The following is a 26,761-nucleotide window of genomic DNA, read 5'->3' as shown; positions in this document are numbered from 1 at the left end:
CCCGTGACCGTGGCGCCGGCCGCTCCTTCGAGCGCCGTGACGACCGCGGTGGTTTCAACCGCGACCGTGACCGTGACCGTGGCGCCGGCCGTTCCTTCGAGCGCCGCGACGACCGGGGCGGCTTCCGTGGGCGTGACGAGCGCGGCGGGCACCGTGGCAGCGACCGTCCGTTCAACCGCGACCGCCGCGACGACCGCCCGGGCTTCCGCACCGGCGGCCACGACCGCCCGTACGGCCGCCGTGACGACCACCGCGGCGGCGGCTCCTTCGGCCGCCGCGAGGACAAGCCGCGCTGGAAGCGCAACGGCTGAGTCCCTCTGAAGTGACGAAGGGCCCCGTGACACGCGATGTCACGGGGCCCTTCCACATTCACCACGCGCGAAAACGCCGTCCGAAGCGCCCGTTTCCTTCCCCTTCCCGACCACTGACAGGGCCGTGTCCCCGATACCCGATCGGAGACACGGCCACGTCCCGCTATGCTCGGGGAGGCAACATCGCCTGGGCCCTTAGCTCAATTGGCAGAGCAGTGGACTTTTAATCCATTGGTTGTGGGTTCGAGTCCCACAGGGCCTACGGCTGGTAGGCGGGGGATATGGCCCCTGACCTGCTACGCAGCGCCTGAGTCGGCTTCGGTCGGCTCGGGCGCTGCTTCGTTTTCAGGCCCGTGCGTGAGCGATGCGTGAGCGGATGTGCCCGTGACCTGCGGAACGTGCTTGGGCCCGGCGGCGGTGGATACCCCGTAGGTATGGGGTCAAGCAGAGTGCCCCACGAGTGGGCCGTCTGCCGCGGATGTCTCCATGGACCCGTTCGGCAGGCGGTGTGCTCGGCTCGGATGAGTCTGTCCGGCGCCAGATTTCCGGTTGCCGGCGACGTACGGTGAAAGTACCGAGGGCGTCACGCACTCCGACTCTCCTGTCGGGTCGTCCTCGGCGAGAGACGAAAACCCGGGCCGCCCGAGCGGACGGTGCGGAGACGGGTCGGCATCATGGCCACCGCGATCACAGCAACTCCGCGACCCTCCCTGGTTATCGCGTTTCCCTGCCGAGGGGCGGCGTGACGGTCGTGCAGCGGCTGGACATCCACCGGCGTGACCGGGGAGAGCGGGCCCTCGTCACGCTCGTCGGCGCGATCGGACCCGCCACGGCTCCCCTGTTGCGGGCCGCGCTGGAGCAGTGCCTGCGCGACGGCGTGACCGGCATCGACGTCGATCTCACCACCGTCGGCTTCTGTGACTCCCAGGGCCTGGACGTCTTCCTGACGGCGTCGCAACACGCGGACCGGGCGCATGCTTTCGTGCGGCTGCACCATCCGTGCGCCCAGATCACCCGACTTCTCGCCGTCACCGGCTCCGCCTCCCTGCTCAGTGAGGTGCCGGGTGCGTCTCCGTCGGCCGACGAGCAGCAGGGCGGCGGCGGCCTGGTCGGTGCACCTGTAGTGAAGGACGGGATCCGTCTCCGCCGCCTGACCCGCTGGCAGGCGGAGGACCTGAGCGAGGACATCGCCGACCTGGCCGTGGAACCCGTCGCGGGCTTGTCAGCGAGCACGGACCGGGAGCGGGGCGACTTCTTGGGGCGGCTTGTCATCAGCGCCCGACGGCCCGGCTTTGCGTTGCTGGTCGCCGAAACGACGGTGCTGGTGGGGTGTGCCTTCGGATTCCCGGTGGGTCCCGGTGCCCGCTCGGAGCGGGGGTTGCAGGAGAGCGTCCAGCGGCTCACCGGCTGTGCCCGGTTCCTGCTCCTCACCCAGGTCGTTGCGCATCATCACGCCCAGCGCCGAGACATCGGTCGCCGTCTGCAACAGCGTCTGCTGGCCGACCGGCGCACCGCGCTCGGAGTCGCCCTGATCCGTCCGGCAGACCAGGCCGGCCAGGCCGCCTTCGAGTCCTGGGGCTGGCGAAATTGCGGAGAGATGGTGGGGTTGCCCGGTCTGGGCGCACCCTGCGTGCTGGTCCTCTTCCAGGAGAACGCGCCTGTACCGGCGCCTCCGGCCTTGGGCCCGGGCCGGGCGTAGCCTGGGAGACACCGAGAGCATGTCGGGCGCACGATCTGGCGGCGCCGTTCCCGGCGAGTGACGAACGAGGGCAGCGCCTTCACTGCCCGGGACGGGATCGCACGATGGACTCCCTCACACCGCCCGCCGAAGGTATGCCAACGGATGACGAGCACACGTACCGGATGCCGCTGGCGCGGTTGAGCCTCACCCCGGAGTCCAGCCACGGCCCGCTCGACGGAGCATGGTGGCCGCGCTGTGACGTCCTGGAGCTGGAGTTGCCCGCCCTCGTGGGCTCGTTGGACCCCGGCCACGGTACGGTCACCCGCGTCACGGTGGGGACTGCCGCGTGGCCCGACGCCCCGGGAACGGTGCCGGCGCCCGACCACGTGATCGAGGTCCTCCTGAGCGAGGCCGCCGACGAAGCGCATGCCATCACCCTGGAGTGCGGCACCGTGGGGCGCTGGGAGCTGCTGGTCATCCCGCCCGACGAGCCGACGGGAACGGCCGGTCGGCTGCTGACGGCCGCCGCCGATCCCTGGAACACGCAGTCGGCTCAGTGCATCCTGGCCCGCGTCGAGGACGGCCACGGCCAGGAGAGCGCCAGGCAGCGGAACGGCCCATGATGGACTGATGGGACAGGCAGCTCTTTCGTCGGCCACCGCCGCCGCCCGCGTCCGCGTGGATCACGTTGGGTGAGCGGATGACGGCCGAACCGCGCGCGGACCGCTCCGAGAGCTTCGGGGAAGCGCTCCTGGGGACGGTTCTCGATCGCGCGCATGAGCTTCCGCCCCACCTCGTCGGCCCACTGGTCGCCGACATGATGGAGCGGCTGGGGGGCCGCCGTCCGCAGATCCTGCTGCAGGACTACGGCCAGCTGCTGCTCGTCCCCTTGCCCGGCGAGGGCCTCACGGACGGGGGCCCGCAGGTGATTGACGATTCCGCCGCGGGCCGCTGCTTTCTCGGTGCGCTGCCCGTCGAGCTGCCCGAGGGTGACGGCGTACGCGTCCACCTGCCGCTGCTCGACGGCGGCGACCAGGTGGGCGTCATGGCCGTGACGCTGGACCGGGTCGACGACGACGACCGCCGCATGCTGCGCCGGCTCTCCGCTCTGGTGGCCGACCTGCTGGTGACCAAGCACGGATATTCCGACCTGTCCTTCCGTACCCGACGCCGTGAACCGATGAGCGTGGCCGCCGAGATCCAGTGGGCGCTGCTGCCGCCCCTGGCCATGATCATGCCGCGCGTCGCCCTGGCCGGAGTCCTGGAGCCCGCGTACGACGTGGCGGGGGACAGCTTCGACTACGCGCTCAACGGCGACGTCCTCCACCTGGCCATGATCGACGCGATGGGGCACGGCCTCGGCGCGGCCACGATGGCCACCGTGGCCATCGGCGCGTACCGCTACGCCCGCCGCCTGAGCACCGGCCTGACGGAGATCTACGCCTTCATGGACGACGCCGTGGCGAAGCAGTTCGGCGCCGACCACTTCGTCACCGCGCAGATGATGCGGCTGGACACGACGACGGGCCACCTGCAGTGGGTCAACGCCGGACACCCCGCACCGATACTCGTCCGCGACCACCGTGTCACGCGCCGACTGGTCGGCCCGACGACTCTCCCCGTGGGCCTTGGCGGTGCGGAGCCGGAGGTAAGTGCGCTGCGGTTGGAACGGGGAGACCGCGTCCTGTGCTTCACCGACGGGCTGATCGAGGAGCACGCGACGGGCGAGGAGCAGTTCGGGGAGGAGCAGTTGATCGACTGGGTGAACGGGCTGGAGAGAACCGGCCGCGGGGTCCGGGCGGTGGCGCGTGCCCTGTCGCACACACTCAAGCGGGCACGGGGCGGCCAGACCACGGACGATGCGACGCTGCTCCTGGTGGAGTGGCGCGGCTGACCGCACCGCCGAGTCTGCCCCGCCTGCGGCGACTCATCAGCCCGACGCCGTCTGCCCGCCTCCTGTGTCGATGAGGATCTGCTCCGCAGAGCTGACGTTGCCGGCCAGGACGGCCTGCGCCATCGCCGCGTGAGCGGCCTCGGGCGTCGCCTCCGGGGGGATGACCAGCAGCGAGAAGTGGTCCCTGTCGCCCCGGGTGATCAAGATGGTGCCATCACCCACTGGGAAGGTCCACGTGCACCACGCGGTCGTCGATGACGATCCGCGTCGGGAGCCCCTCCCAAGCTGTGGCGTCCAGCCCGACCCGGCTCAGAGGGCCCAAGTGCTCGGCGAGGGCGCTCAGCAGCGCGGGCAACTCGGCTCCGATGTCCCGCGACCGTGGCCACCATGCACCGTCGAGGACGCCTTCGCGTGATGCCGTCGTCTCCAGCCGGAGCAATGCGCTCCCCGGTCGCACGGCATGGTGTACACCACTTGGCAGATGCCGGGAAGCATGGGATATGTCGGAGTCGGCCATGAGCGGACCACCCGTTCGGGATGCGTTGCGAACACGGGAATCGCCTCGCGCTCACCACGCTACTCCAGGTACCGCCCGGCGCCGGTACTTGCGAGATCGCTGTGGTGGAGAGACCTGCTTTGACACCAAGCGTGAGCGGGCGGGCAGAGGCTTCGCTCAGGCGACGGTCTCGTCGCCTGCCGGACGGGACCGGGGAATCAGCTTCGCCGCCTTCTCGGCGATCTCACGGTCCAGCTCGGGGAGCAGGCTCGTGTACGTGTCCGAGGTCAGCGTGATGGTGGAGTGCCGGAGCGTCTCCTTAACGGTGTGGATGTCGCCACCGCCTCCGTGCGTGAGCGTCGCGGCCACGTGGCGCAGGTCCCGCAGGGTGATGGGCGGCAGGTCGGTCGTGGCGAGGATGCGGCGGAAGGTCTCCGAGACCGTCTCCGGGTGGAGCCAGGAGCCGTCCTCCTTCGTGAAGACCTTGCCCGTGTCCTGCCAAGCTGCGCCCCACTTGGCCCGCTCCTTGTCCTGGCGGGCCTTGTGGTCGCGCAGGACGGCGATGTTCATGCTGTCGAGCGCGATCGTGTTCGCGCTGCCGTCCGTCTTCGGCTCGGACTCGTAGGGGTCCCAGCCGTCCACCACGATCTCCTTGGCAGGGGTGATGAGGCCGGCGTCGAGATCGATCTCGTGCCAGTCCTGGCCGACCGCCTCACCGCGCCGGAGGCCACGGGTGCCCATCAGGTGGAAGGCCGCGTACAGACGGTCGCCCTCTGCGGCGTCGAGGAAGGTGCCGAACTGCTGCGGGGTCCACACCATGACCGTGCCGGGGATCTCGCCCGTCTCGCGCCAGCGCCGGACCCGCTCCGCGGTCCAGAGGAGGGGCTTGGGGCGCCTACCGGACTCCAGCTCGACGTGGGAGGCCGGGTTGAAGGTGATGAGCTGCTGGGCGATCGCGGAGTTCAGCGCCGCGCGCAGGGTGCGGCGGATCGCCTGCCGGGTGGCCGGGCCGGTGATCTTCCGGAACGGCTTCATCTCCGCCAGCTTGGCCCGTTCGACCGCGAGGAGCTTCCGCTCGGCTCCCACGGGACGTCCGGGCTTGCTCGGCTTGCAGCGGGCGATCTGCTCGCGGCGGGCCTCGTTCTCGGCCGCGATCACCTCGTTCTCATCGGCGATCGTGTCGAACATCTCCACGAGGTGGCCGACGTTGAGCCGGTCGAGGCGTACATGGCCGATGTGCGGCTTCAGGTGAACGCGGATGTGGGAGGCGTAGCCGTTGAGCGTGGTCTTGCGGCGCTTCTTCGCGGCGAACCACTGGTCGAGCCACTCGCCGACGGTGAGGCTGCCACGGAGGGCCAGGCCCGCCCTGAGGCGGCGTTGGGTCTCCTCGATGGCCGGCAGCGGGGCTTTCTCGGCTGCGACCTCCTCCAGCATGGTGACGAGGCGCTGGAGGCTGTCAGGGTCGTCCTTGTCCGCCAGGGCGAGCAAGGAGCGCACGTGGTCGAGGTCGGCCTGAGCGTCCTTCAGGGACTCATAGCCGGCGCGGCTGAAGGAGCGGCGGGTGCCGTTCTCGCGGGGTGGCAACTCCTGGCGTATGGAGTAGTAACCGTGCTTGCGGCCCTTGCGCTTGGGGCACGAGGCGCCGAGTTCCTTGCCGGTCCTCGGGTCGCGGCAGGAGCAACGGCGGTAGGTGGAGCCCTTCAAAGGCGTTCCTCCGGGGTGGTTTCGGTATCGTGTTCGGGCGGGTCGACATCGCCCAGTGCGGGTGGCAGATCAGGTGGGGTGGCCCCCTCCTCGCGGAGGTCGCGGCGGAGGTAGCGGAGCCTGTACTTGGCCGAGACGGCCTGATCGGCGTACTTGGCCTGCTGGCGCTCGGCTTCTTCCTTCTCGGCGCGGCTGGTGGCCGTCTTGGCCGCGAACCGGGCCTGTTCTTCCTCTTCGAGCGCGGCGAGAGCGGTGCGGACGAGACTGGCGTGAAGCTCGAAGTCGGGGACCAGGCCCGCGTCGTAGCCGGGCACGTCCTCTTCCCCGGTGAAGCGCCGTAGGGCGTCCCAGGTGGGCACGAGGTGCTGGAAGGGGAGTTCCTGGGTCTTTTCGACGTAGCCGACCGGGAAGATCAGGCAGACCGGGTACGTCTCCAGGGCGGCGGCCAGGACCATGACGTCCGCGAGGGGGAGGTTGGCCCGGCGGCCGGACTCCATGTTGGCGATCACGTTGCGCGGGATGGGATGTCCGAGCTGTTCGCACCGGTCCGCCAGGTCCTGTGCGCTCCACCCCATCTCCTTCCTTCTGCGCCGGACTTCGCCGGCGACGTTGGCCTTGATCCGGTCCGCCCACTCGGGGACGTCGTCCTCGTCACTTCCATCATCGAAACCACGTTGTGTCATAAAGACACATTAGCTTGGCCATCCTGGTTGGTAGACGCCTGGAGCCGGACGTGATGACTGCGTTCGCCGAGGGCTGCATGGAAAGGGGCGCACTGCATGCGCGACGACGCGATGGCCGGAGACTCGAAGGGCTCGAAGGGGATGAGTCGGGAGGAGGTACTCGCCCTCCCGGTGGCGGTTGACCTGGACACGAGCAATCGAGCGCTGGGGCTCGGCCGGAGCAAGGGCTATGAGCTGGCGAAGCGAGGCACCTACCCGTGCAAGGTGCTGCGCCTGGGCAACGCCTACCGGGTGGTGACTGCGGACTTGTGGGAACTGCTGGGTCTGGCGGCGTGAAGGGGCGGCAGCGTAGCAGACGGTTCTGCGCTGAGCTGACACAGAATCGCTGGACTGTTGCCGGGGGTGGACGTACTGTCCGTGTTCCCTCGGGGCGCCGAGCGAGTGTCCCGACTCGGGACACAGGGCGTGTTCAGTCTCTGAACGCAGCGAGCCTCCGGCGCGGCAACGCCGGAGGCTCGGGAATCCCCGTCGCCCGTCTCCAACGAACGATCCGCGCCGCTGGGCCTGCATGCCCGGCGGCGCAGAAGAGGAGCCACCTGGTGCAACCTGAGAACCCTGCGCCCTATTCCACCCCCGTATCCCCTGCCACCGCATGGCCGTCGGTCGCGGTGCCGGGCAAGCCCGACCAGGGCGAACCCGAGCACGCTGCGTCGGTCGCGGCGGCCGAGACCCGGGCGCCGGATCCGGAGCCGACCGTCGGCTCGGCGCTGCTGGACGAACTGCGTGAGCAGACAGCGAAGTTCGTGATCCTGCCCTCGCCGGAGGCGCTGGATGCGGTGACGCTGTGGGTGGCGGCGACGCATCTGCAGCCGGCCTGGCAGCACGCGCCGCGTCTGGCGGTGGTGGGGCCGGCGAAGCGGTGCGGCAAGTCGCGGCTGCTGGACGTACTGACCGAGACGGTCCACGAGCCGATGCTCACCATCAACACCACACCGGCTGCGGTGTTCCGGTCGATCACCGAGGAGCCGCCCACGCTCCTGGTGGACGAGGCGGACACCATCTTCGGCACGCCGAAGATGGCGGAGAAGAACGAGGAGATGCGCGGCCTGCTCAACGCCGGCCACCAACGCAACCGCTACGTCACGCGGGTGGTTGGCAACGACCACACCCCGCACCGGTTCGCCACCTTCGCCATGGCGGCCCTCGCGGGGATCGGTGACCTGCCCGACACGATCATGGACCGGGCTGTGGTGATCCGTATGCGCCGCCGGGCGGAGGGCGAGCGCGTCAAGCCCTTCCGCTCCCGACGCGACATCCCCGCTCTGCACGACCTGCGCGACCGGATCGCTGCATGGGCAAGGCCGCTGCTGGATGAGGCAGCGGACCTGGAGCCGGACATGCCGGTGGAGGACCGGGCCGCCGACACCTGGGAGCCGTTGGTCATCATCGCGGACCTGGCCGCCGGATCCTGGCCCCGTCGCGCCCGAGAGGCGTGCGCACGGATGGTCGCCGCAGAGGTCGAGGCAGAGGAGGACCGGCCCGGCGGAGCCCGAATCCTCGCTGACATCCGCAGGGTGTTCGTAGCCCAGCGCGAGCCCGACAGCCTTACCACGGACGAACTACTCCACCAGCTCCGGCAGGATGCCGAGAGCCCCTGGGCGGAGTGGGGACGCAACGGGCTGAACGCCAAGGACCTGGCAGCGATGCTCCGGGAGTTCGACATCAGGCCCGGCAACGTTCGCCTCCCCGATGGAACCCAGCGCAAGGGCTACATGCGCAACAAGTTCCTCGACCCCTGGCGGCGCTACTGCCCCACTGCCCACCCAGTGGACACCAAGCCTGCCACCCCCAGCGCAGACTGACCCCCGCATCCCCCGGTGGGCGTCCCTGCCGTACCTGCCGTGATCCCGCAGGTCAAAAGGCTGCAGGCAAGACGGCAACCGGCGACAAGACGGCAACACGATCATGGTGAACCGCTGCCGCCGGGAGGACGCAGCCCGGATCCGTCTTGCGCCGTCCCACGCGTCCTCGCCGTATCACCGCAGGTCACAGCCTCGCCGAGCGGGACGGCACAACGTGGCAGTGCCGTCCCGCCCGGCCGGGGACACGACGAGACGCCGCCGGCAGGCCGCCCGCCGTCAGGCCGCGCCGCACACGCCGGACGACGCCCGAACGCCGCCGGTACGGCACATCCACGCCCTGCCGTACCGGCCCTGACCTGCGCTTGCAACGGCCAAGACGGCAAGACGGATCACACCGCCAAACCCCAGGAGCACCCCGCTTGACCCTCCCTACCCCCACACCCAGCCCCACCTACCGGGGGCACCGTCCCGACGAAGGACGGCTGTCGATGACCAAGCAGGACATCGAGCGGTACACGCTCGGTGCGGCCGGAGTCGTCATCGTCGCCCTCACCATCAGCGGATTCTGGCTGTCGTACGCACACCTCGCCGAGGTCGCCGGACAGCACGGGCTGCGCAGCTCTCCCATCCGCCGCTGGGCCTGGCCGGCGACCCTGGACGCGTTCATCGTCGCGGGCGAACTGCTCATGCTCCGCGCGGGCCTGCGCAGGGTGACCGACAGGTGGGCGATCGCCCTGACGGCCACCGGATCGGTCGGCTCCATCGCGCTCAACGTGGCCGGAGTCAACGGCACCGGCAGCGCGGGCACCGTGCCACTGCTCGACTACGTGGTCGCCGCAGTCCCCCCGACCGCCGCACTGCTGGCCTTCGGCGTCCTGATGCGGCAGATCCACCAACTCGTCGACCAGCCCGCGGGGCATCCGGAACTCGCGCCGGTCCAGGCGCCGGAACCACCGGTCACCGCACCCGCCACGCTCGCCGAGGCACCGGCCGAGCCCGCCCAGCCCGTGCCGCCGACCGCCGTGTCGTGCCAGCCGACGAACCCACCGTCCGAGATTGCGGAGAGCAGGCCGCGCGGTGGCCGCCCGCCCGGCGCCACGCTTGAGGAACTCGTGGAGATCGGCCGGATCGCCCTCGCCGAGCACGGCACGCTCACCCGGTCACTGCTCCGGAATGCCGTCAAGGCCAAGGGGCTGACGATCAGCAGTGAGCGGCAGACCGATGTGATGACCACCCTCCGGTCCGAAATCGAAGCCGCCGCCGAGACCGGTCCGGACAGCGGCTGACCAGAATCTCCACGGGGTGACCGGAACCCTTCCGGTCACCCCGGCCAGTCGGCGACCGGTCTCACTCGCCGCCCGCTTATCCACATCTGTGGACGAGGCGGTGACTGTCCCCACTCCGCCGCCCCCTCCTGCGGAACTGCCCGCCTTGCCCACCCCTCCTGGAGCACCGCCCGTGACGCACAACCCGCACCACCCTCAAGACACCCCAGACGAGCCGATACCGCTGACGAAGTCCTCTACGCTGATGAACCGTCTGCGGCGTGCGTTCGGACGGGGTGCCCCTGGCGGAGCCAGTAGTACCCCGAGTCCGACTCAAGGCCGGTCTTCGGGGGTCTCCGCCCCGGGGGTGGCGGAGACGGCCCAGCGCCAGGGGGTGCAGGACCAGGGGCTCGGGGCCGAGGGCAGCGCCGACCCGGAGACGCTCCACACCGTCCAGCGCCAGATCCTCCACCCCGCACCCGCCACCGTGCCAGCCGCCGAGGAACGAGCCGTGCAGAGCGTCCAGCCGGCGATCCGCCGTTTCACCGGCACCAAGCGGACCGTACGCGTCGGCCCCCTGCGCTTCACCGGCGACGAGCACGTCCTGCTCCAGGAGGCTGCCACCGAGCACGGCTACAAGGGCGAGTCCGGTTTCGCCGCCGACATCGTCCTCGCATTCATCAGCGGCCGGTTCACCGCCAACCTGCCCCTGTCCGAGGACCGCCGCCGCACGCACATCTTCCGCGCCCAGGTCCTGCGCCAGCTCAACCGGATCGGCGTCAACGTCAACCAGATTGCCCGAGCCCTCAACAGCGACCTCACCCCACCCGAGATCCGTCGGCACCTTGCAGAACTCCAGGACCTGCTGGAGCTGATCGCCGAAGCCCTGCGCGAGCCCGCCGACCTGGAAACGGAGGCGCCCGCGTGATCGCCGCCATCAAACCGGCCGGGTCCAACACCCGCGGCCTGCTCGCCTACCTCTACGGCCCCGGCCGCCACGACGAACACCTCGACCCGCACATCGTGGCCGGATTCGCCATGCTCGGCATGCCCGACCCCGGCCGTGACGAGAACGCCACGCTCACCGAACTTGCCCGCCACCTCGACGCGCCCGTACGCCTGCGCAACAGCGAGTTCGGAAGGAAGGTCACCGACCACGTCTGGCACTGCCCCGCCGCGCCGCGCCCGAGGACCGCTACCTCTCCGACGCCGAGTGGGCCGAGATCGCCCAGCGCATCGTCCAGGCCGCCGGCATCGCCCCCGCCGACGACGACCTGGCCTGCCGCTGGATCGCCGTACGTCACGCCGACGACCACATCCACATCCTCGCCACCACCGTCCGCGAAGACGGCCGCCGCCCCAAACTCCACGACAGCGGCCTGCGCATCGGCGACGCCTGCCGCGAGATCGAGAAGGACTACGGGCTTAGGCAGTTGAAGAAGGGCGACCGCACCGGCGCCCGTCGCCCCACCCAGGCCGAGATGCACAAGGCCGAACGCCTCGGCTGGGACAAGACCAGCCCCGAATGGCTCCAGAACCGCATCCGCGCCGCCATTCCCCACGTGACCAACGCCGAGGAATTCATCGCCTACCTCGCAGCCGACGGCATCGAGGTCAAGGCCCGGCGGGGCCCGTCAGGAGACCTCCTCGGTTACGCCGTCGGCCGTCCCGGCGACCTCAACGAGAACGGCCAGCAGATCTTCCACTCCGGAGGCAAGATCGCTCCCGACCTCTCCCTGCCCAAAATCAAGGCCCGCCTCGAATCCAGCTGGCCCGAAGAGCACCCCACCGCCCGCCGCAACCGCCCCAGCACCCCCTGGCACCAGGCCACCGACGCACTCGACACCCTCCACACCGACCTGGTCGACGACACCCACGCCCAGGCCCACATCGCAGCCCTCGGCGAACTGATCGAAGCCACCGCCCAGAAAGCACCCGGCAACCTGCGCGCCGAACTCCAAGCCGCCTCCGCGGCGTTCGCCCGAGCCCAGCGCTCCCAGATTCGCGCCGAAGACCGCGCCGCCCACGCCGTGCGAAGCGCGGCGCGCGACATCGTCTACACGGCCACCGGCCCTGACGGCAGCGCGCTGGCTGCCCTGCTCGCAGCCCTCGTCTGGGCCGCCGTCGTCGCTGGGCGCTGGCACGAGGCGAAGGACCATGCTCACCAGGCCGATGCCGCCCGCCAGGCCGTCCAACACCTTCAGGCAGCCGCAGACCGTGCCCTCGCCCCGACGCTCGCCGAACTCACAGTCCGACCGCCCAGGAAGGAAGCCCGTCGCGTTGTCGCGAACGACGTGCGAGCTGCTGTCCCCGACCACGCGGAACGGGTCCTCGCCGCCCCGGCCTGGCCTGCGCTCGCCACCGTCCTCGCCGACGCCGAAGCCCGTGGCCACCGGCCCGAGCAGCTCCTAAAGGAGGCCGCCAGCCAGCGTGAGCTGACCACCGCTCGCCAGCCCGCCCGCGTGTTGATCACCCGCATCCAGCACACCGGACGAAACCCGGCACCCAACCGCCGCGCCGAGGCAGCCCGCCGCCGCACCACCATCGCCGACGCCTCGGTCGCCGGCCAGCAGATCGGACATCTGCCCGCAGGCACGGGGCCCAGCCAGTCCATGGGCGGCCAACAGGTGGTGCGATCGCGCCGCTAGCGAGGCCGAGGCGTCGAGCTTGCCAGGCAGCCCGAGGAACGGGCCTGCCTGGCAACCCGGGTCACACGCCCTGAGACTTGAATCGCCATACCGCGTGCTCCAGTCCCCCTGGTTCGTGCCCGAGAACGGCTGCTGCTTCCTCGTATGCGGCTCGGAGCTCGTTGTAACGAAGTTCCATGACACCGGCGTCCGCAGCGAAAGCCCGCAGATGTACGTCTACGGCGACCTGCGATCGGCCGACAAGGTTGCCGATGTAGTCGACGCTCTTCGGCCCCACTCCCTTCACCTTGCGCAGAGCGGCCCGATTGTCCTGGTGGTCAAGCCATGCACAAAGGTCGGCACGAGTATCGACACCACTGGAAGCCAGCAGGTCAGTGAGGTCGTGGGCCGTCGCGACCTTCCTGGGACTCTTGAAGTTCATCGCCACGGCAAGATCCTCCGTCGCGAGTCGTTCTCGGAAGCCGCGGACCGTGGAAGCGTCAGGCCACGCCGATTGGAGACGAAGAAGCCTCGGCCGAAGTGTCAGTTCATATTTACAGCGCGCGTGGAAGCTGGCGTCGCAGATGACAGCGCCCATGTGGGTCCACCCACCTGGCGGGTGGAACGGGCCGTCGCCGAGGACAGACCGAACGTGTGCAGCGAGCCGCTGAGCGGGGCTGAGCAGGGCCATGGGCCTATGTTGGCTCGTCGGTCCGAGAATCGGGGCGGGAACAAACACGAATGTTCCGGGGTAGGGCATGGCGGCGCTGGTGGCGAACGTCGCCTCCTTGGCACCATGCATCGCGGATCGTAAGTTCGAGTCGGCTCCCAGGAGCCTCCCCGGTGGAGCTGGCCGCCGCTTACACGCTGGGGTACCACTGGAATCCCGCCCTGGCCACCGGGCTCGTGCCGCGGGGGAACGGCAGGCTCTTCCGAGACCAGGGCGGGGGCTCAACTGCGTCGCAGGAACCTGCTCTGGCCGCGGTGCCTGCCGGTACGTCGGGCCGAGGGCGGTCCCGCGACCGTGGCTGCGGGAGAGGGATCAGAGGAAGCCGGTTCGTCCCTGCTGATCAGCGACTCCCAGACGCGCGCTTGGAGTTCGCGGATGCAGGGCCCGCACGCGTACATGGGAGCCTGAGCGCCGGCGACGCTCGCGGGGCCGATCCACAGCACGCGTGTCCAGCGTCGGCCGCAGTAGAGCCAGCAGAAACCGTCGACCCATTCGTTGCCGTCGTCCGTGGCTGCTGGGGCGGGTAGCCCGCCCCGGGCGAATTCCGCGATCCCGGGTATCACCCTGTGCTGTAAGGCGATTTCCGTCAGCATGGTTCGTCGGCTTCCTCGATCAGGATCCCTGGGTCACCGCGGAAGCACTCTCCTGCTTCTCGCCGTCGGAGAACAGCAGGGTGGGCTCGGCGAGGATGTCGCGGCCGGCCTCGCTCTTGTAGATCTCGTCGACGCTGCCGAACCGGGCCTGGGAGTAGTCGAGTCCCAGAAGATCGGCGGCCTGGCGAACGGACGCCTCGTCGGGCCCCTCGATCTCCAGGAACGTGGGGAGGTCGGGCCAGGTGTCGAAGTCGAAGGCGACCTCTCCCAGGCGCCACTCCTCGCGGTAGTTCTCCTGGTAGCGGACCTCGGTGAGGCCGACCCGGCGGAGGATGTCGGCCATGGCGTGCAGGTCGGCGACCTCGGTCTCGATCTCCTTGGTGCCGTCGATCGTCGTGGCGTCGGTGACCTGCTTGAGCGTGAGCGTTGAGCGGGTGCCCTCGTCCCGCAGACGGAGCCACGCCCCGCCGTCGAGGGAGTCGTTCTCGAAGATCTTGCGGGTGAGGAGAGTGCGGGGAAGCGCCTGGACGGCGCCGAGGGCAGCCAGCTTGGCCTGCAGGCCGGCGACGTCGACGGCCAGGAACTTCGCCTCGTACTCGTGCTTCATGGATCCTTCTCTCAGAGACGGTCGGTGAGGGTGGACGAACGGGCCGCCAGGAGCAGGCCCATGCGATGGATGTGGTCGTGTGGCTGGCCGATGTGAGGCCGCTCGGTGAACTCGTTCGTGCGCAAGGTGAGCAGCACGTCCCAGTCCCCGAGGAAGTGACGGTGCAGGCGCTCCGGAGAGGTGTAGTGCTCCACCAAGTGATGGCGCCTTTCCACGGGCATCATGAACTCCGCACCGAACACACCGCCCGGGCGGACCAGGCGCTGCATGCGGTCGACGAACTCGGCGAGAGGGCGGTGGTGGTTGGCACTGTAGTGCCACGAGCAGCTCGTCCAGACCGCCTCGCACGGCACGTCCAAAGGTTTCCCCGCGAGGAAGTCCTCTTCGATCACCTGCACACGGTCGTGGAGTTCCTCCAGCTTGAGCCGGTCGATCAACCCCATGGCGTGCACCTGGCTGTCACCCGGGAGGCGTACCTCACCTCCATGCACGGCGAGCGCGTCGCGTTCGATGGCCACTACGCGGTACCCGGCGGCGGCCAGGGGCAGGACGAACTTGCCGTCGCTCGCACCGACGACGACGACGGTGGAGTCAGGAGCAACACGTTCCCGCAGGGTCGCGAGGAACTGAGGGAAGAAGGTGAGGGTGTGCTCCCACAAGCTCTGTGTCTGCATGGGAGGGCGCTCCTTGCGTATCGGTGGCGGTGATCACGCGGAGGACTTGTTCGGGGGTGAGCCCTGTGGTGTCGATGCGTCGCATCGGGAACGAGGCGTAGGCATCCGCCACTTGGTCCGTGACGGTCTCCGCCAGCGCGTCCCATCGCGATATCGGCTTGTCCCGGGCTGCGAGGCGGCGCCGGCGTTCGTCCTCAGCGCAGACGAGGTAGTACGTGACGGGAGTCGGCAGCCAGGCCGGCAGAGTGACGCCGAGCCGGGCGCCCAAGGCTCGGTGGCTGGTTAGGCACCGGGCGAAATAGCTCTCCACGACAACCGGAACGCCGCTTCTGAGGAGCCGCTGGATCTCTTCGGCTGCTGTGAACAGTGCGGAGAGGTAGAGGCACATCCGAGCCTCGACGTTCGTCCGCCTGTCCACCTCGCGCCTGAGGGGCTGGTAGAAGGCTGGCACGGTGGGCACAAGGACGGCTTGACGGGCAACGGCGAGCATCGGAGCGATCGTCGACTTCCCAGTGCCCCGTAAGCCTTCCAGGCTCTCGAATCTCGGCTGGTCAGGCACGGGCGTACACCACGTCCGGTACGGAGAGCGTGAGCTCGTCGGTGGCGGAGGGCCTGTGAACGATGCGGTTCGCGGCCTTCTCGTACCAGAACGCGTGAGAGTCCTTGCCCACCGCCTTGCAGGACATGGTGAGCGCACCGCGCGGGTCGGCCTCGATCCGGTCGATCTCACGAGGACCGCCGGGCGGAGCGCAGACCTCCGGAGCACCGTGCTCGGAGAGGTCCTCGTCGACGATCACCTCAAGCGGCAGCCTGGTCTGCGCGAGCTCTTCGCGGAGCCGGCCGTAGGCAGCCGTGTCCGTGACCAGCAGCTCGGGGTGGTCGGCTGCATTGCCTACCGGCCGCAGGTGGTGGAGCTTCAGTTGCCGGACTCCGAGCTGCCCGAGGATGCTGGCGAGAGGGAGGACCTCGCCGATGTTGTGAGAGGTCACGGTCATGGTCGCGCCCGTCGGGACACCGAGGTCCCGTGCGAGGCTGAGTGAGCTGAGGGCGCTCTGGTAGCTGCCGCGCTTGCGGATGCCGTCGTTGGTCGAGCCAACGCCCTCCAAAGAGACCCGGAGCAGGTCCAGGTGTGGAGCGATCTCGGTCAGGCGGCGCTCGATCCGGTATCCGTTGGTGCAGATCTCGACGCGCTGGCCCAGTTCCTCCTTGGCGTGCCGGACGACCTGCGGGAGCTCCCGGTGGACGAACGGTTCCCCGCCAAGGAGGGTGACGGCCTCCGTGCCGTATTCGTCTCGCATCAGGGTGAGGAGTCTGACGGCTTCCTCGGCGGTGAAGGCGTCGGCGTACTGAAGTCGCTTGCCGTGGAAGCAGTGCAGGCACGTGAAGTTGCAGCGGTACAGAAGCTGCAGGTACAGCATCCGGATCTTCCTGATCCCGGTGACTTCCCCGATCACATGGGCTCCTTCGGCTGACTGCCTGGTGGGAACCCCGATGGTGGCGGTCTGCCAGGGGACCTCGTCACCGCGTTCGGGGACGGTCCGAGGACGTCCTGGGACGTTTTACGCGCCCGCGAAGGACTCCAGGATGCCGAGAACCCGCCTGGTGTCCGACAGGTCGGGGAGGATGTCGTAGGCGCCGGCAGCGGCCAGTTCCTCGGCACTGTGGACACCAGAGGCGACCGCAAGGATCGCGGAACCAGTGGCGAGGGCGGCTTCCACGTCGCGGGGGGTGTCTCCCACCAGGACGACGGGCACATCGGCCGGAACGCCACGGCGCTGCTGTATGCGTTCACGCGCGACCGCGACAAGTTCGGGGCGGAGCTCGGCGTCCGCTCCGTAGGCGCCGGCAGGCAAATCCAACAGCGAGTCGAGGCCGAAAGCGGAAAGCTTCACGTGAGCGTTGGCGGCGATGTTGCCGGTCAGGACAGAGGAGACCCAACCACTTCGTGCGGCAGCGGCCTTGAGCACCTCGTGAACCCCGGGCAAAGCCGTCCCGCGCAGGCGCAGATCATCAAGGCGGTCATGCCCAGCTTGCGCGAGGGTGGCCTCGATGACGGACCACTCGGGTACAGGTAGCCCGTCACGAAGGAACATATCCCGCATGATGAGTCGATCCGTGCGCCCCTCGGTACGCGCCGGCTCCGACGGTTCGCGTCCCGCGAGTGATGAGAAAGCGGCAGCGTAGATCTCCTTGCTGACCCCCGCGTTCTCGATGAGGGTGTGGTCGATGTCCCACAGGACGATGAGCTCCATGGCGCCAGGGTAGGCAGTCCCTTCGGAGCTCTGCTTCCGTGACAACGTCCCATAACGTCCTTGCGCGATCATGCATGGGGCCGCTTCCATGGCTCCTGTGAACGACCGACTGCACTCTGTGCTCGCGCAGCGCGGCGTCTCGCCCGAATCGCTCGCGGAAGTCTGCGAGGTGGACCCCAAGACGGTGAGCCGGTGGCTGGGAGGGCGTGTTCCACACGCACGGCATCGCTTCCGCGTCGCCCGCCACCTGCGCGTGGAAGAGACCTTCCTTTGGCCGACGCCGCCTCGACGGTCCGGCCGAGCGCGTGACGGGTTAGGCACCGAACTGGTCGGCACTTATCAGAACCGGGCCAGCGTGCCGCGTGACGTCTGGCTCTCGCTGCTGCGCGAGGCCCAGCACGAGATCAGTGTCCTCGTCTTCTCCGGCACGTTCTTCGCGCAGTCCAATCCGCACGTAGCCAAGATGCTCTCCGAGCGCGCGGCGGAGGGGGTCCGGGTGCGCCTGTGCTTCGGTGACCCGGACGGCCAGGCCGTCGCGATCCGAGGCCGCGAAGAGGGAATCGGCGACACTCTTGCCGCCAAGATCCGAGCATCACTGACGTACTACCGACCCCTGCTGGGCGAGGCCGGGTGTGCCGTACGCCTCCACGACACCACGCTCTACACGTCCATGTTCCGCTACGACGACAACCTCCTGGTCAACCCCCACATCTGGGGGCAGCCGGCCAGCGCCAACCCCCTGCTCCACCTCAAGAGGACTGAAGGCACTGGGTGGTTCGACAGTTACGCTCAGAGCTTCGATGCCGTCTGGGCCGCCGCGCGGTCGTGGACACCCGACCACGAGAGGACCACCGCCCATGGGCAGGACTGAGTACTACAACGACCCGGCCGCCCCGAAGGCAAACACGCTTATCCCGGCCAGCAACCTGCTCGTCGTCGACGAGACCGGGGCCATCCTTCTCCAGCGCCGCCGTGACACCGGCCAGTGGGCGCTTCCCGGAGGCGCGCAGGACATCGGCGAGACCGCGGCAGAGTGTGCGGTACGCGAGTGCCTGGAAGAGACCGGGATCATCGCCGAGATCACCGGCTTCCTCGGCGTCTACACCAACCCGAACCACATCGTCGCCTACAGCGACGGAGAGATCCGCCAGCAGTACGAGAACACGTACATCGGCCGCCCCATCGGCGGAGCTCCCACGATCAACGACGAGGCTGACGGGGTGCGCTTCGTCCAGCCGGCCGACCTCGACCAGTACGACATCCACCCGAGCATGCGCCAGCAGATCGGGGACTACCTGGCCGGCACCTATCCCTACCTCGGCTGAGCCGCCAGCGCCGCCTCGATCCTCTGCACAGAAGAGAGGATCTCCGGCGCCGCGCGGCGGATGAACCGGCCGACCACACTGTCCGCGCCATACCGACTGTTGATCTCCGCGATCCGCTCCGGCGCACTGGTCCGGGCGCCGTCGGGCGTCGTCGTCATGTCGCAGTAGACGAGAGCGTCCACCAGTAACGGCTCCTCCAGCAACGGAAACTCCGACGCCAACTCGTCCCGCAGCCCGCGCTCCTCAGCCTCCAGCAGGGCAAAAGAGTGGTTCGCGACCAGCCGCACCAGCCGCTCGTCGGCCCCATGCTCGTCACGGAGGAACCTGGCCCCGTCCAGCGGGTGGAACCCGGTCACGGCCAGCCGAGGTGCGTACCCGATGTCGTGCAGGGTGGCGGCAGCGACGAGAAGAGCGCTGTGCTCCCCGAGAAGCCCCCGGACTTCGGTGGCGCGCTCGGCCACTCCTTGCGTATGGGCCCACCTCCGGGGAAGCTCAGCGGCGAGCTCGGATTCGGCTACCTCCGTCGCCCACTTCGTGATCAGATCGGCCATGTCTGGCTTGATGCCCCCAAGGTCTCTCGAACACACCACGGCGCCCCCACCAAGCAGCACCAAACTAGGTCGAGTCGGCAGCGAGTGTCAGCGCTCCACGCCAGGATCCTCCTATGCACATCGACTTGGAGCGCATAGCCGCGATCCAGCGGTCGGTCATCGGAGCTGTGTTACTCGTTGCCATAGTGATGGTGACGTACCGATCGCTTGCCTGGGTCGCGCGTCGGATCCGCCGGATACAAGAGTGGTGGTCGGCCTGGAACGCGAGGGTTGCCGATCGGGACATAGCGCCGACAGCTCAGGCGCTCCAACGGCTTGGTTTGGCAGACCTGCCGATCCATGATCTCCGTGAGGCTGGCCGGAAAACCGCCGGATCCGTAAAACTCCGCTATCAACTGCTCACCTTCGCGGTCAGCATGGGGGCCTTCGACCTGTTGATCGCCGTGATCAAAACCATCGACACTCAGCGGGTGCAACCGGACCTGAGGCCACCGGCGCTGATGCTCGCTGGTGTGACGTTGCCCCTCCTGATGTGGGCCGCCCGGCGTGGCAAGGCCATCGTGGGTTACAGATTCCTGCTCTCGATCATGGCTGCCATCGAGGCGTGTGAGGCTGTGGCCAGCGCGGATACGAGCGCCAGGCATCAGGCGCTTCGGCATCTGGATGACACGTGCTCCATCGTTCGGCGGTCGCTTCTGCGGGTTCACCGGATCTCGAACAGCGTCAGGCGTGGATCTCCCCGGCAGCGCAGCACAAAGCGTCACGCCGCCCTCGTAGTGGCAAAACTGCAGCTTGCCGAGGCGCAGGTTGACACCAAGGGCATTGGTGGGCTCCGCAGTCTGGCCGCGCTGCTCGCCAAGATCGGCAACAGCTACGCTGCCGGAAACGCTGGCAGGCTTCTGCCAGAGCAGAGGCTTCGAGGCACGGTTCCGGTGGCCAACCGAGAAGGGCTTCGGCTGGTTGCCGTGGTCTCCGCTCCAGTAGCAGCGGTTTGCCTGGCCGTTCTGACGGGGCTTCCCTCAGGAGTCGAGACCGTCTTGGCGGCCGCTGTAGCTGTGGTGGCTGCTGCGGCCGCATACGGGCCGCGGGTCGCAATCGCCAAAGCGGCCGAGATCATGAGCATTTTGAAGCAGTAGTACTGCGCTCATTGGTACTGAACGCGCTGCTCAGCAGGTTCTTTTTGCGTGAGCGATGCGTGAGCGGACGATGCGGCACGAGCTGTCACGAGCCACACCGCCCGTCACGGCGCACATGCCCTGACCAGGTGGTTCCGGACCCCGAAGCACGGCCCGGAACCACCCGGCAAGCCTTGGCCAGGACTTTTAATCCATTGGTTGTGGGTTCGAGTCCCACAGGGCCTACAGAATCGCCCCCAGCTCAGAGGCACTTCGAGCTGGGGGCGAGTCCGTTTCACGTCCTCTTTCTGATCGCGGGCTGGCTCGCCGCCGACCCGCAGGGGAAACCGGGCGGCCACGCCTGCGAGCTGCCTCCTGGCTCCGGCTCGGCGCCTTCCAGGGTCATCGTCCACGCGCGGTGCCATCGCACCACGCTGAGAAGACGCCCTACCGCGAGGCATCAACTCTCGGCCACTCTTTGCCACGGCTGTCATGAGAGCTACCGTTCTTATATGACTGATATAGCCAAAGAAGTCCGATTGGTCCTCAGTGGTCGCATCGCGTTCGAACAGGACATAAGTGTGGCCCAAGGCGCCCAGGTGATCGGCCTACTGCAGGCTCCGCCGGAGCCGGGGCGTCCAGAGCATGCCCCCGAGCGTCCTGCTCTTCACCCGGCGCTTGCCCTCGAGGCTGAAGAGGCTCGCCTAGAACTCCCCGCGCGGGACAAGGAACGCCCTCGGCCGTCCGTCGAGGGTCCGCGCCAAGCGCTGGAGTTCTCGGGTGCGAGAACCAACCCGGAGAAGATGACCGCCTTTGCCTCGTATCTGACGCAAGTGGAAGGCCATGACGCCTTTACGCAGAGTGATGTACGGAGACTCTTCCAGCGGGCGCGTGAGCGCATCCCGGCACACTTCACCCGTGACTTTGACAGAGCCGTGCAGGTGGGCTGGATTCATGAGGGGGAGGTCAAGGGTGAGTTCTACCTGTCGCAGGCAGCCCAGAACGTGATCGAGGACGGCTTCGGCGGCCTTCGCGTCAGGCGTGGCGGCAAGTCCGCTGGCGCGGGTTTCGCGTCGCGAGGGGGTGCGGCCAGGCAGAGGCCGCGCTCTGTCCCCGTACCGGAGGCGTTCGCCGGCCTCGACCAGATTCCCACGACGCTCGATGGGGTGATTCCCTACCACCGGGTCAAGCTGAAGCGGGACAAGCTCCTCTGGGCCCTCAAGTTGGCGAAGCACCTCGGTGTCGAAGCCCTCCAGAACACGGAGGCTGCTTGGCTCACCGACAAGCTCGGAGACGCGATACCCAACCGGGACATGACCGGTCACTTCACGGGCCTGCATCGTCAGGGATTTGCCAACCGCTCGATGAGTGACAATGCCATGCGGATCACGGAAAAAGGCGAGGAGTACCTCGGCTTGCTCTCTGCGTGAGCAGATGGTGCGGCGCACAGGTTCGGCGAACTCGTGAAACCCCGAATCCTTGGCTTCCACCACCCTGGTCGGCCCCCGTTCATGGGGAACCTCCCAGCGGTCGGCCTACCTCTCGCGGGTGAATCAAGGGCGGGCTCCCGTGGTCGATGCGGGGTTCGGGGTGGCTGGGTGCGGTGTTGTGTCCGGGCCGGAAACGCGGTCTGGCCTCGGGTGGGGTGGTGTCGGCTTCGGGGTGGGAGGGCCGCTCATGCATCGTTTTCGGGCGCATGTTCTGGAATGTGCGGCATGTACTGTTCGGCGCCTGATCAAGGACGGGTGGACATGACGCATGAACACGGGGGACCGACGATGAAGAGGACGTTGCTGACCACGGGACTGGTCTCGGTGCTGGTCATGGGGTACGTCACGCCGAGCGTGGCCATCTCCGACTCCGCCTCGACGGCTCTGCCCGGCACCGGCGCCAAGCTCGAGGTGAACGCCTGGCAGTGCAGCGCCTACGCCGACAAGTGCTCCTTCAAGACCTCCACCAAGGCCAAGAAGGGCGGCGTGAAGTACAACGTCAGCAAGATCACCAACATGGCCACCGTCAAGGCGAACGGCTGGCAGGCCACCCTCGCGTTGAGTCCCAGCGGGACGCAGGTGAGTGAGAACACCCGGCAGGTCAGCTGGACCAACGAGAACACCTGGATCGCTGACATCAACGGCATCGCCGATCCGGGCGGCTCGTTGAACACGAGCATCACCACCTGCTCCGACGGCGGCGCCTTCAAGTCCGGGGTCAAGGCGTTCGCTTCCGCCTGTGCCAACGACTGAGCGACGAGTTGAAGCGGAGCGGCCGCGTGAGGAGCAGTCTTCTTCCGGGCGGGGCGCGCCGTCCGAGCCGTCGTCATGCGCTCGCCGCGGGAGTGATGGCGGTGGCCGCCGGGGCGCTCGCCGTCTCGATGGCCGGCGGCGGAGTCGTCGAACGCCCTGAACCTCCGGGAAGCCGCCTGGCCGAGCAGCTCGACGCCCTGCGTGGCGCCAACGACCTGGTGCGCGCGGGCCGTACCGACGTCGGGCGGGACCCGGCCCTGTATCCGACCGCGTTCGGACGGCTGGAGGCGGCTCTCGCCGGTCGTCAGGTCCCGGCGCTCGACCGCCAGGCGCTGGCGGACCTCGTCCGCACCGACATGCTGGACACTCCCGCCTGGCAAGCGCACTACGTGTGCCTGGCGATGGCGGATTCGAGCAACCCGGACGCGGGGGAGGTTCTGGAGCGGGCCGGGCTCCGGCGCCGGGCGGTGAGCGAGGCGCTCGCCTACCTGCGCGCACCGGACCGCGGCGACGACGCCCTGACCTCGCTCGCTACGCGTGCCGCCTTCCTCCGTACGGCGACCTGTCTGGGCGCCGACGACGAGGTGCCCCGCACGACGCTCGACCGCCTCGCGGCCGACACCGCTCGGGCCGGGCAGCCGGCGCCTGCGCTCTATGCCGTCGAGGCTCTGCGGGATGTGGGAGTGACGGCTCGTGCCACGCGTGCACTGAGGGACGCCGACACCGCGGCGACGGCCGACTGCACGGCCGTGGACCCCGTTCAGCGAGCGGCGTGGGCTCTGCTGCGCCGGCAGCTGACGCGGCAGACGCAGACCTGTCTGCTGCCCGCCCTGCGCGACCCGGACCCGCAGACCCGGTGGCTGGCCAGGCGTGCGCTCCTGCTGGCGGCCGACCGCCCGGCGTCGTCGCTGCCCACCGCTGTCGGCGGCGTCCGTCCAGACGGCCTCGTCGCCAAGGCGCCGACGCAGCTCGGCACCCTCACCGCCACCTACGAAGCCGCCCGCGCCCTCACCGCCAGCGCCCGGCAGGCGCACACCCCACAGTGGCTCAGGAAGCGGCTCCGGCAGTTGGGTTCCGATCCCGCACTCGAGGCCTCGGACCGCATTCTCCTTGCGATGACGTGTCACCGCCTGTCCCTGGCCTGCGGACCACAGGCGGACAAGGGCGTGAAGGAGGCCGCCGCGCTGGTGGTGCCCGCCCGCCTGACCGAGGCGAACCAGCGGAGTTGGTACGGAACCATGGCGGCGCGAGCGGAGTTCGGGCTGGGATGCCCGCGCACCGCCGTCGACCTGCCCGCGGGTGAGGACACCGTGCTGTCCGACACCTCGCTGCGCATCGTGGTCGTCCTCGCCGACGCGGGCTGCACGAACCGGGCACGACAACTCACCGCGCACGCCGATCTCATGGGGCAGGCACAGCAGGCGCTGCGCGACGGGAAGTTGGCGACCGCCTCCGATGCGGTGCAGGCGGCACTCGCCTCCGACCGGAGCATCCCGCAAGCGTGGTGGGACGGACTGCCCCGTCTGCTCGACCGCTACCGCGACGCGAAGTTCCCCGACCTGTACGCCGACGCGCCGGGCGGCGCCGCGTCCGCCGAGGCGACCCGGGCCGCGTACTACCTCCTCGCCTGACGCCGAACTCCGGTCCCTCGCCCGGGATCCCTCTCGAAAGGACGCTTCCCTCATGTGCACCGACTCAGCGCCACCCGTCCTGGCCGAAGGCCTCGCCTTCCGGTACGGCGGGTCGGGCGGTGGTCTCGTATCCGCGGATCTACGGCTCGACGCGGGGGTCATGGCAGCCGTCGAGGGGCCCTCGGGTTCGGGGAAGAGCACGCTGCTGGCCCTGCTAGGGCTGATCCTCTCGCCGGACGCCGGTGTCCTGCGCATCGCCGGGACGGACACCGCGCGCCTTGCCGGGGCCGAACGGGACCTGCTGCGGCGGCGTTCGATCGGCATCGTTCTCCAGGATCTCGGGCTGCTCGGTTTCCTCAACGCGTGGGAGAACGTCGCCGCAGCCTTCGGACCCCGGCTGGGCCGGCACCGGGCCGTGGCCCGAGAGCTGCTCGGGGACCTGGGGATGGGGGAGTTGGCCGACGCACCGGTGGCCGAGCTGTCCGGGGGGCAGCGGCAGCGGGTCGCCGTCGCGCGCGCCGCCGTGAAGAAGCCGGCGCTCGTGCTGGCCGACGAGCCGACCTCCGGCCTGGATCCCGACAACGCGGACTCCGTGATGCGTGCCTTGCGCGCCTGCGCCGAGCGGGGCGCCGCCGTGCTGCTCGTCACGCACGCGAGTGCCGTCGCGCAGGCGTGCGAAGAGCGGTATGTGCTCGACGCCGGTGTGCTGTACAAGGCCGGAACCGGTGCCGGTGCGCACGAGACAGCGGACGAAGGGGCTCTGGGATGAGTCGGTGGTGTCTGTACACATGGGTGCGTGAGCCGTGTTCCCTGCGTCGGGGGCTCCCCGCCCTCGCCGTTCTCGCCGCCCTCCTGGCCACGGCCGCCGGTGTGGCCGGCGGCGCCGCCGGGGCCGTGGAGCGGGACGTGCTGGGGTCGGGCGGTCTGACCCAGATCGAGCTGTCGGCGTTCGAGGGGGATGCGTCGGTACGGCCCCTGACCGCCTCCGCCCTGCGCGAGGCAGACGGCGTGTCCGGCGTCCGTGAGGTCGTCGCCGACTACGTCTCCGTGCTGTACGCCGAGGAGGACGGCACCTACGACCTGCCCAGTCACACGCTGACGCCGGGCGATGATCTGCCCTACGTCGAGGGGGCGGCGCCCTCCGGACGGCTCTCGGAGGGAGAGGTGGTCCTGCCCGCCTCCGCGCAGGGGACCGACTTCCGGCCGTTCCTGGGACGGTCCCTCGCCTTCGGGTACACCAGGGCGACCGGGAGCGCCTCCGGTGGGACGGAGGTGCTGCGGCTGAAGGTCGTCGGGCTGTACGACCCCGGCTGGCAGGTCGACGGGCCGGGGACGGCCTATCTCGCCGAGGGGACGGCGGTGTACCTGGCGGCCGCGCGGGCAGGGCAGACGGCGGAGGTCTTCCGGGACAAGGAAGGGGCGCGGTCCGCCGTGGTCGTGGTGCGTCACCAGCGGGACGTGGCGTCCGTCGTCACCGCCCTGCGGCGGGACGGGTTCTCGGCGTCTCCCGTGTCCGACAGGGTGCGGCACCTGCCGGGGCTGTTCGGGGCAGCGGACCTCGCCATGCGCGCGGGCGTGCTGGTTCTCGCGGTGGGCGCCGTGGTGCTGGGCGCGGTACGGGCCGGAGACAGCGTCCGGGGGCGGATCGGACAGTTCGCGGTTCTGCGGATCCTCGGATCCGGGCGCGGCGAGCTGCGGCGGATCCTCCTCGACGAGGCCGTGCTGACCGGCGGAGCGGCAGGCCTCGCCGGTGTGCTCGTCGGGGCCGGGACGTCGGCGGCGCTGGCGCGTCCGCTCAGCGGCCTGCTGGGGCTCCCCATCGCCCCGCTCGACGCGCTGCCGGGGCTCGGCTGGGCCGCGTCCACTCTGGTGTTGCCCGCCCTCGGGCTCGCGCTCGGCACTCTGCTCGGCAGTCGGGAGGCGCTGAGGCGTGATCCCTATCTGGTGGCGCGGGCGCACGGTGTGTAGGCGTCATGCGGTGGTGTGATCGTCGGGGTGGGGACCATCATGCTGCTTCGGTGGTCGCGTTCGGTGGGCTGCCGGCCGGCGCAGGTGGGGTCCGCTGACGAGGCCCGGCCGCTGAGCCGGACCCCTACGGGTGGAGGAGACGACGATGTGGCCACGGGTGGACGGCATGCGGGCGTTGGAGCTCGGCAGCCCGGACGAGATGCGGGCGCGGCTCAACTCCCTTGTGCTCGACGGGTCGAAGAGGGCCACGACCGGGCTGCTCGCGGAGTACGTGGAGGAGACCGAGGGGCTGGAGTACGTCGGTGAGCGCCTCGCGCTGGTCGACGTCGACGGTGTGCGTGTCGCGACCGTCGAGGTCACCGGCGTCGAGCGGACCGTCTTCGCCGAGGTGACCTGGGCGCACGCGGCGGCCGAGGGGGAAGGCGACGCCGACCTGGAGGAGTGGCGGGCGGGACACCGCCGATTCTGGGACTCCGAGGGCGCGCCGGTGGAGGAGGACACGCCCGTGGTGTGCCTGGCGTTCCGGGTCGTGGAGACGGTGTAGTCCCG

General features: G+C 69.3%; 25 protein-coding genes, 2 tRNA genes and 3 pseudogenes. 20 read left to right on the top strand and 10 right to left on the bottom strand.

What is annotated here, in order from left to right:
• From ACFYXA_RS24365 to ACFYXA_RS24345, 5 genes and pseudogenes are all read left to right on the top strand, one after another.
• Window positions 1-311 (top strand): annotated as a pseudogene (locus ACFYXA_RS24365) (RNA helicase); the annotation flags it as partial.
• Window positions 312-500: 189 nt separating this feature from the next.
• Window positions 501-573 (top strand) — tRNA-Lys (locus ACFYXA_RS24360).
• Window positions 574-1,053: 480 nt separating this feature from the next.
• A complete protein-coding gene (locus tag ACFYXA_RS24355; RefSeq protein ID WP_389036298.1) occupies window positions 1,054-2,010 on the top strand; it encodes an STAS domain-containing protein in 957 nt (318 codons plus the stop codon).
• A gap of 134 nt (window positions 2,011-2,144) precedes the next feature.
• The gene (locus tag ACFYXA_RS24350) at window positions 2,145-2,615 is read left to right on the top strand and encodes a DUF5994 family protein (RefSeq protein WP_389036294.1); all 471 of its coding nucleotides are present in this window, start codon (window positions 2,145-2,147) and stop codon (window positions 2,613-2,615) included.
• 77 nt (window positions 2,616-2,692) lie between these two features.
• Window positions 2,693-3,886, top strand: coding sequence for a PP2C family protein-serine/threonine phosphatase (locus tag ACFYXA_RS24345; protein WP_389036291.1), 1,194 nt, complete (start codon window positions 2,693-2,695; stop codon window positions 3,884-3,886).
• 36 nt (window positions 3,887-3,922) lie between these two features.
• Here the strand turns inward: ACFYXA_RS24345 and ACFYXA_RS24340 are convergent.
• The 3 genes and pseudogenes from ACFYXA_RS24340 to ACFYXA_RS24330 form a co-directional block, all read right to left on the bottom strand.
• Window positions 3,923-4,403 (bottom strand): annotated as a pseudogene (locus ACFYXA_RS24340) (DUF5994 family protein).
• A 156-nt stretch (window positions 4,404-4,559) separates the two neighbouring features.
• Window positions 4,560-6,086: a tyrosine recombinase XerC gene (gene xerC, locus ACFYXA_RS24335; RefSeq protein WP_389036288.1), complete on the bottom strand. Its 1,527-nt coding sequence runs from the start codon at window positions 6,084-6,086 to the stop codon at window positions 4,560-4,562.
• Complete coding sequence (locus ACFYXA_RS24330; protein ID WP_389036285.1) at window positions 6,083-6,769, bottom strand: helix-turn-helix domain-containing protein; 687 nt, start codon at window positions 6,767-6,769, stop codon at window positions 6,083-6,085. Before ACFYXA_RS24330 ends, xerC begins: the two co-directional genes overlap by 4 nt.
• Before the next feature lie 96 nt (window positions 6,770-6,865).
• On the opposite strand from ACFYXA_RS24330, the gene ACFYXA_RS24325 reads away from it, so the two are divergent.
• From ACFYXA_RS24325 to ACFYXA_RS24305, 5 genes and pseudogenes are all read left to right on the top strand, one after another.
• Window positions 6,866-7,105, top strand: coding sequence for a hypothetical protein (locus tag ACFYXA_RS24325; RefSeq protein ID WP_389036282.1), 240 nt, complete (start codon window positions 6,866-6,868; stop codon window positions 7,103-7,105).
• Window positions 7,106-7,368: 263 nt separating this feature from the next.
• Complete coding sequence (locus ACFYXA_RS24320; RefSeq protein ID WP_389036280.1) at window positions 7,369-8,631, top strand: DUF3631 domain-containing protein; 1,263 nt, start codon at window positions 7,369-7,371, stop codon at window positions 8,629-8,631.
• Window positions 8,632-9,119: 488 nt separating this feature from the next.
• Entirely contained in the window at window positions 9,120-9,917 is a 798-nt protein-coding gene (locus ACFYXA_RS24315; protein ID WP_389036277.1) for a DUF2637 domain-containing protein, read from the top strand.
• Window positions 9,918-10,263: 346 nt separating this feature from the next.
• Window positions 10,264-10,824 (top strand): MobC family plasmid mobilization relaxosome protein, encoded by a 561-nt coding sequence (locus ACFYXA_RS24310; protein WP_389036274.1) that lies wholly within the window; start codon window positions 10,264-10,266, stop codon window positions 10,822-10,824.
• A pseudogene (locus ACFYXA_RS24305) lies at window positions 10,821-12,544 on the top strand (relaxase/mobilization nuclease domain-containing protein). Before ACFYXA_RS24310 ends, ACFYXA_RS24305 begins: the two are co-directional and overlap by 4 nt.
• Window positions 12,545-12,605: 61 nt before the next feature.
• Here ACFYXA_RS24305 and ACFYXA_RS24300 read toward each other — a convergent pair.
• From ACFYXA_RS24300 to ACFYXA_RS24275, 6 genes are all read right to left on the bottom strand, one after another.
• The gene (locus tag ACFYXA_RS24300) at window positions 12,606-12,971 is read right to left on the bottom strand and encodes a hypothetical protein (protein WP_388576014.1); all 366 of its coding nucleotides are present in this window, start codon (window positions 12,969-12,971) and stop codon (window positions 12,606-12,608) included.
• An 894-nt stretch (window positions 12,972-13,865) separates the two neighbouring features.
• Window positions 13,866-14,453 (bottom strand): class IV adenylate cyclase, encoded by a 588-nt coding sequence (locus tag ACFYXA_RS24295; protein ID WP_125499778.1) that lies wholly within the window; start codon window positions 14,451-14,453, stop codon window positions 13,866-13,868.
• A gap of 11 nt (window positions 14,454-14,464) precedes the next feature.
• Window positions 14,465-15,127 carry an SAM-dependent methyltransferase gene (locus ACFYXA_RS24290; RefSeq protein WP_389036270.1) on the bottom strand — a complete coding sequence of 221 codons (663 nt, stop codon included), beginning with the start codon at window positions 15,125-15,127 and terminating at the stop codon, window positions 14,465-14,467.
• Window positions 15,045-15,617 carry a hypothetical protein gene (locus tag ACFYXA_RS24285; RefSeq protein ID WP_389036267.1) on the bottom strand — a complete coding sequence of 191 codons (573 nt, stop codon included), beginning with the start codon at window positions 15,615-15,617 and terminating at the stop codon, window positions 15,045-15,047. The genes ACFYXA_RS24290 and ACFYXA_RS24285 overlap by 83 nt, the downstream gene beginning before the upstream one ends.
• Window positions 15,618-15,678: 61 nt before the next feature.
• Complete coding sequence (locus tag ACFYXA_RS24280; RefSeq protein WP_125499775.1) at window positions 15,679-16,581, bottom strand: radical SAM protein; 903 nt, start codon at window positions 16,579-16,581, stop codon at window positions 15,679-15,681.
• A 105-nt stretch (window positions 16,582-16,686) separates the two neighbouring features.
• The gene (locus ACFYXA_RS24275; protein ID WP_389036264.1) at window positions 16,687-17,379 is read right to left on the bottom strand and encodes an HAD family hydrolase; all 693 of its coding nucleotides are present in this window, start codon (window positions 17,377-17,379) and stop codon (window positions 16,687-16,689) included.
• A gap of 97 nt (window positions 17,380-17,476) precedes the next feature.
• Between ACFYXA_RS24275 and ACFYXA_RS24270 the strand changes: the two genes are divergently transcribed.
• Both ACFYXA_RS24270 and ACFYXA_RS24265 read left to right on the top strand, forming a co-directional pair.
• On the top strand, window positions 17,477-18,250 hold the full coding sequence (locus ACFYXA_RS24270; RefSeq protein ID WP_389036261.1) for an XRE family transcriptional regulator: 774 nt from the start codon (window positions 17,477-17,479) through the stop codon (window positions 18,248-18,250).
• Window positions 18,237-18,704, top strand: a complete 468-nt coding sequence (locus ACFYXA_RS24265) for an NUDIX hydrolase (protein WP_389036258.1) — start codon at window positions 18,237-18,239, stop codon at window positions 18,702-18,704. The genes ACFYXA_RS24270 and ACFYXA_RS24265 overlap by 14 nt, the downstream gene beginning before the upstream one ends.
• On the opposite strand, the gene ACFYXA_RS24260 is transcribed toward ACFYXA_RS24265, so the two are convergent.
• The gene (locus tag ACFYXA_RS24260; RefSeq protein ID WP_384607194.1) at window positions 18,692-19,255 is read right to left on the bottom strand and encodes an HD domain-containing protein; all 564 of its coding nucleotides are present in this window, start codon (window positions 19,253-19,255) and stop codon (window positions 18,692-18,694) included. The genes ACFYXA_RS24265 and ACFYXA_RS24260 overlap by 13 nt on opposite strands.
• A 113-nt stretch (window positions 19,256-19,368) precedes the next feature.
• Between ACFYXA_RS24260 and ACFYXA_RS24255 the strand changes: the two genes are divergently transcribed.
• From ACFYXA_RS24255 to ACFYXA_RS24220, 8 genes are all read left to right on the top strand, one after another.
• Window positions 19,369-20,391 carry a hypothetical protein gene (locus tag ACFYXA_RS24255; RefSeq protein ID WP_382077161.1) on the top strand — a complete coding sequence of 341 codons (1,023 nt, stop codon included), beginning with the start codon at window positions 19,369-19,371 and terminating at the stop codon, window positions 20,389-20,391.
• A 150-nt stretch (window positions 20,392-20,541) separates the two neighbouring features.
• Window positions 20,542-20,615 (top strand) — tRNA-Lys (locus tag ACFYXA_RS24250).
• Window positions 20,616-20,882: 267 nt separating this feature from the next.
• Window positions 20,883-21,800: a hypothetical protein gene (locus tag ACFYXA_RS24245; RefSeq protein ID WP_389036254.1), complete on the top strand. Its 918-nt coding sequence runs from the start codon at window positions 20,883-20,885 to the stop codon at window positions 21,798-21,800.
• A 321-nt stretch (window positions 21,801-22,121) separates the two neighbouring features.
• Window positions 22,122-22,613, top strand: coding sequence for a hypothetical protein (locus ACFYXA_RS24240; RefSeq protein ID WP_242620783.1), 492 nt, complete (start codon window positions 22,122-22,124; stop codon window positions 22,611-22,613).
• Between the two features lie 26 nt (window positions 22,614-22,639).
• A complete protein-coding gene (locus ACFYXA_RS24235; protein ID WP_389036251.1) occupies window positions 22,640-24,244 on the top strand; it encodes a hypothetical protein in 1,605 nt (534 codons plus the stop codon).
• Between the two features lie 52 nt (window positions 24,245-24,296).
• Window positions 24,297-25,013, top strand: a complete 717-nt coding sequence (locus tag ACFYXA_RS24230; protein ID WP_389036248.1) for an ATP-binding cassette domain-containing protein — start codon at window positions 24,297-24,299, stop codon at window positions 25,011-25,013.
• Window positions 25,010-26,212 (top strand): FtsX-like permease family protein, encoded by a 1,203-nt coding sequence (locus ACFYXA_RS24225; protein ID WP_389036245.1) that lies wholly within the window; start codon window positions 25,010-25,012, stop codon window positions 26,210-26,212. The genes ACFYXA_RS24230 and ACFYXA_RS24225 overlap by 4 nt, the downstream gene beginning before the upstream one ends.
• A 145-nt stretch (window positions 26,213-26,357) precedes the next feature.
• Window positions 26,358-26,756: an ASCH domain-containing protein gene (locus ACFYXA_RS24220; protein WP_389036242.1), complete on the top strand. Its 399-nt coding sequence runs from the start codon at window positions 26,358-26,360 to the stop codon at window positions 26,754-26,756.
• Window positions 26,757-26,761: the final 5 nt, after the last annotated feature.

This window comes from Streptomyces sp. NPDC002566 (assembly GCF_042889585.1).
Lineage (GTDB): Bacteria > Actinomycetota > Actinomycetes > Streptomycetales > Streptomycetaceae > Streptomyces.
The sequence above is the reverse complement of the archived record's forward strand: the minus strand, read 5'-3'. Positions and strand labels throughout refer to the sequence as shown.

Excerpts from the sequence above, each read along its gene's own strand:
- ACFYXA_RS24275 (WP_389036264.1), bottom strand. The coding sequence starts at position 17,379 with ATGGAGCTCATCGTCCTGTGGGACATCGACCACACCCTCATCGAGAAC.
- ACFYXA_RS24325 (WP_389036282.1), top strand. The coding sequence starts at position 6,866 with ATGCGCGACGACGCGATGGCCGGAGACTCGAAGGGCTCGAAGGGGATG.
- ACFYXA_RS24285 (WP_389036267.1), bottom strand. The coding sequence starts at position 15,617 with ATGCTCGCCGTTGCCCGTCAAGCCGTCCTTGTGCCCACCGTGCCAGCC.
- ACFYXA_RS24230 (WP_389036248.1), top strand. The coding sequence starts at position 24,297 with ATGTGCACCGACTCAGCGCCACCCGTCCTGGCCGAAGGCCTCGCCTTC.
- ACFYXA_RS24315 (WP_389036277.1), top strand. The coding sequence starts at position 9,120 with ATGACCAAGCAGGACATCGAGCGGTACACGCTCGGTGCGGCCGGAGTC.
- ACFYXA_RS24255 (WP_382077161.1), top strand. The coding sequence starts at position 19,369 with ATGCACATCGACTTGGAGCGCATAGCCGCGATCCAGCGGTCGGTCATC.
- ACFYXA_RS24295 (WP_125499778.1), bottom strand. The coding sequence starts at position 14,453 with ATGAAGCACGAGTACGAGGCGAAGTTCCTGGCCGTCGACGTCGCCGGC.
- ACFYXA_RS24330 (WP_389036285.1), bottom strand. The coding sequence starts at position 6,769 with ATGACACAACGTGGTTTCGATGATGGAAGTGACGAGGACGACGTCCCC.
- ACFYXA_RS24260 (WP_384607194.1), bottom strand. The coding sequence starts at position 19,255 with ATGGCCGATCTGATCACGAAGTGGGCGACGGAGGTAGCCGAATCCGAG.
- ACFYXA_RS24350 (WP_389036294.1), top strand. The coding sequence starts at position 2,145 with ATGCCAACGGATGACGAGCACACGTACCGGATGCCGCTGGCGCGGTTG.
- ACFYXA_RS24345 (WP_389036291.1), top strand. The coding sequence starts at position 2,693 with ATGACGGCCGAACCGCGCGCGGACCGCTCCGAGAGCTTCGGGGAAGCG.
- ACFYXA_RS24290 (WP_389036270.1), bottom strand. The coding sequence starts at position 15,127 with ATGCAGACACAGAGCTTGTGGGAGCACACCCTCACCTTCTTCCCTCAG.
- ACFYXA_RS24240 (WP_242620783.1), top strand. The coding sequence starts at position 22,122 with ATGACGCATGAACACGGGGGACCGACGATGAAGAGGACGTTGCTGACC.
- ACFYXA_RS24245 (WP_389036254.1), top strand. The coding sequence starts at position 20,883 with ATGACTGATATAGCCAAAGAAGTCCGATTGGTCCTCAGTGGTCGCATC.
- ACFYXA_RS24220 (WP_389036242.1), top strand. The coding sequence starts at position 26,358 with ATGTGGCCACGGGTGGACGGCATGCGGGCGTTGGAGCTCGGCAGCCCG.
- ACFYXA_RS24225 (WP_389036245.1), top strand. The coding sequence starts at position 25,010 with ATGAGTCGGTGGTGTCTGTACACATGGGTGCGTGAGCCGTGTTCCCTG.
- ACFYXA_RS24265 (WP_389036258.1), top strand. The coding sequence starts at position 18,237 with ATGGGCAGGACTGAGTACTACAACGACCCGGCCGCCCCGAAGGCAAAC.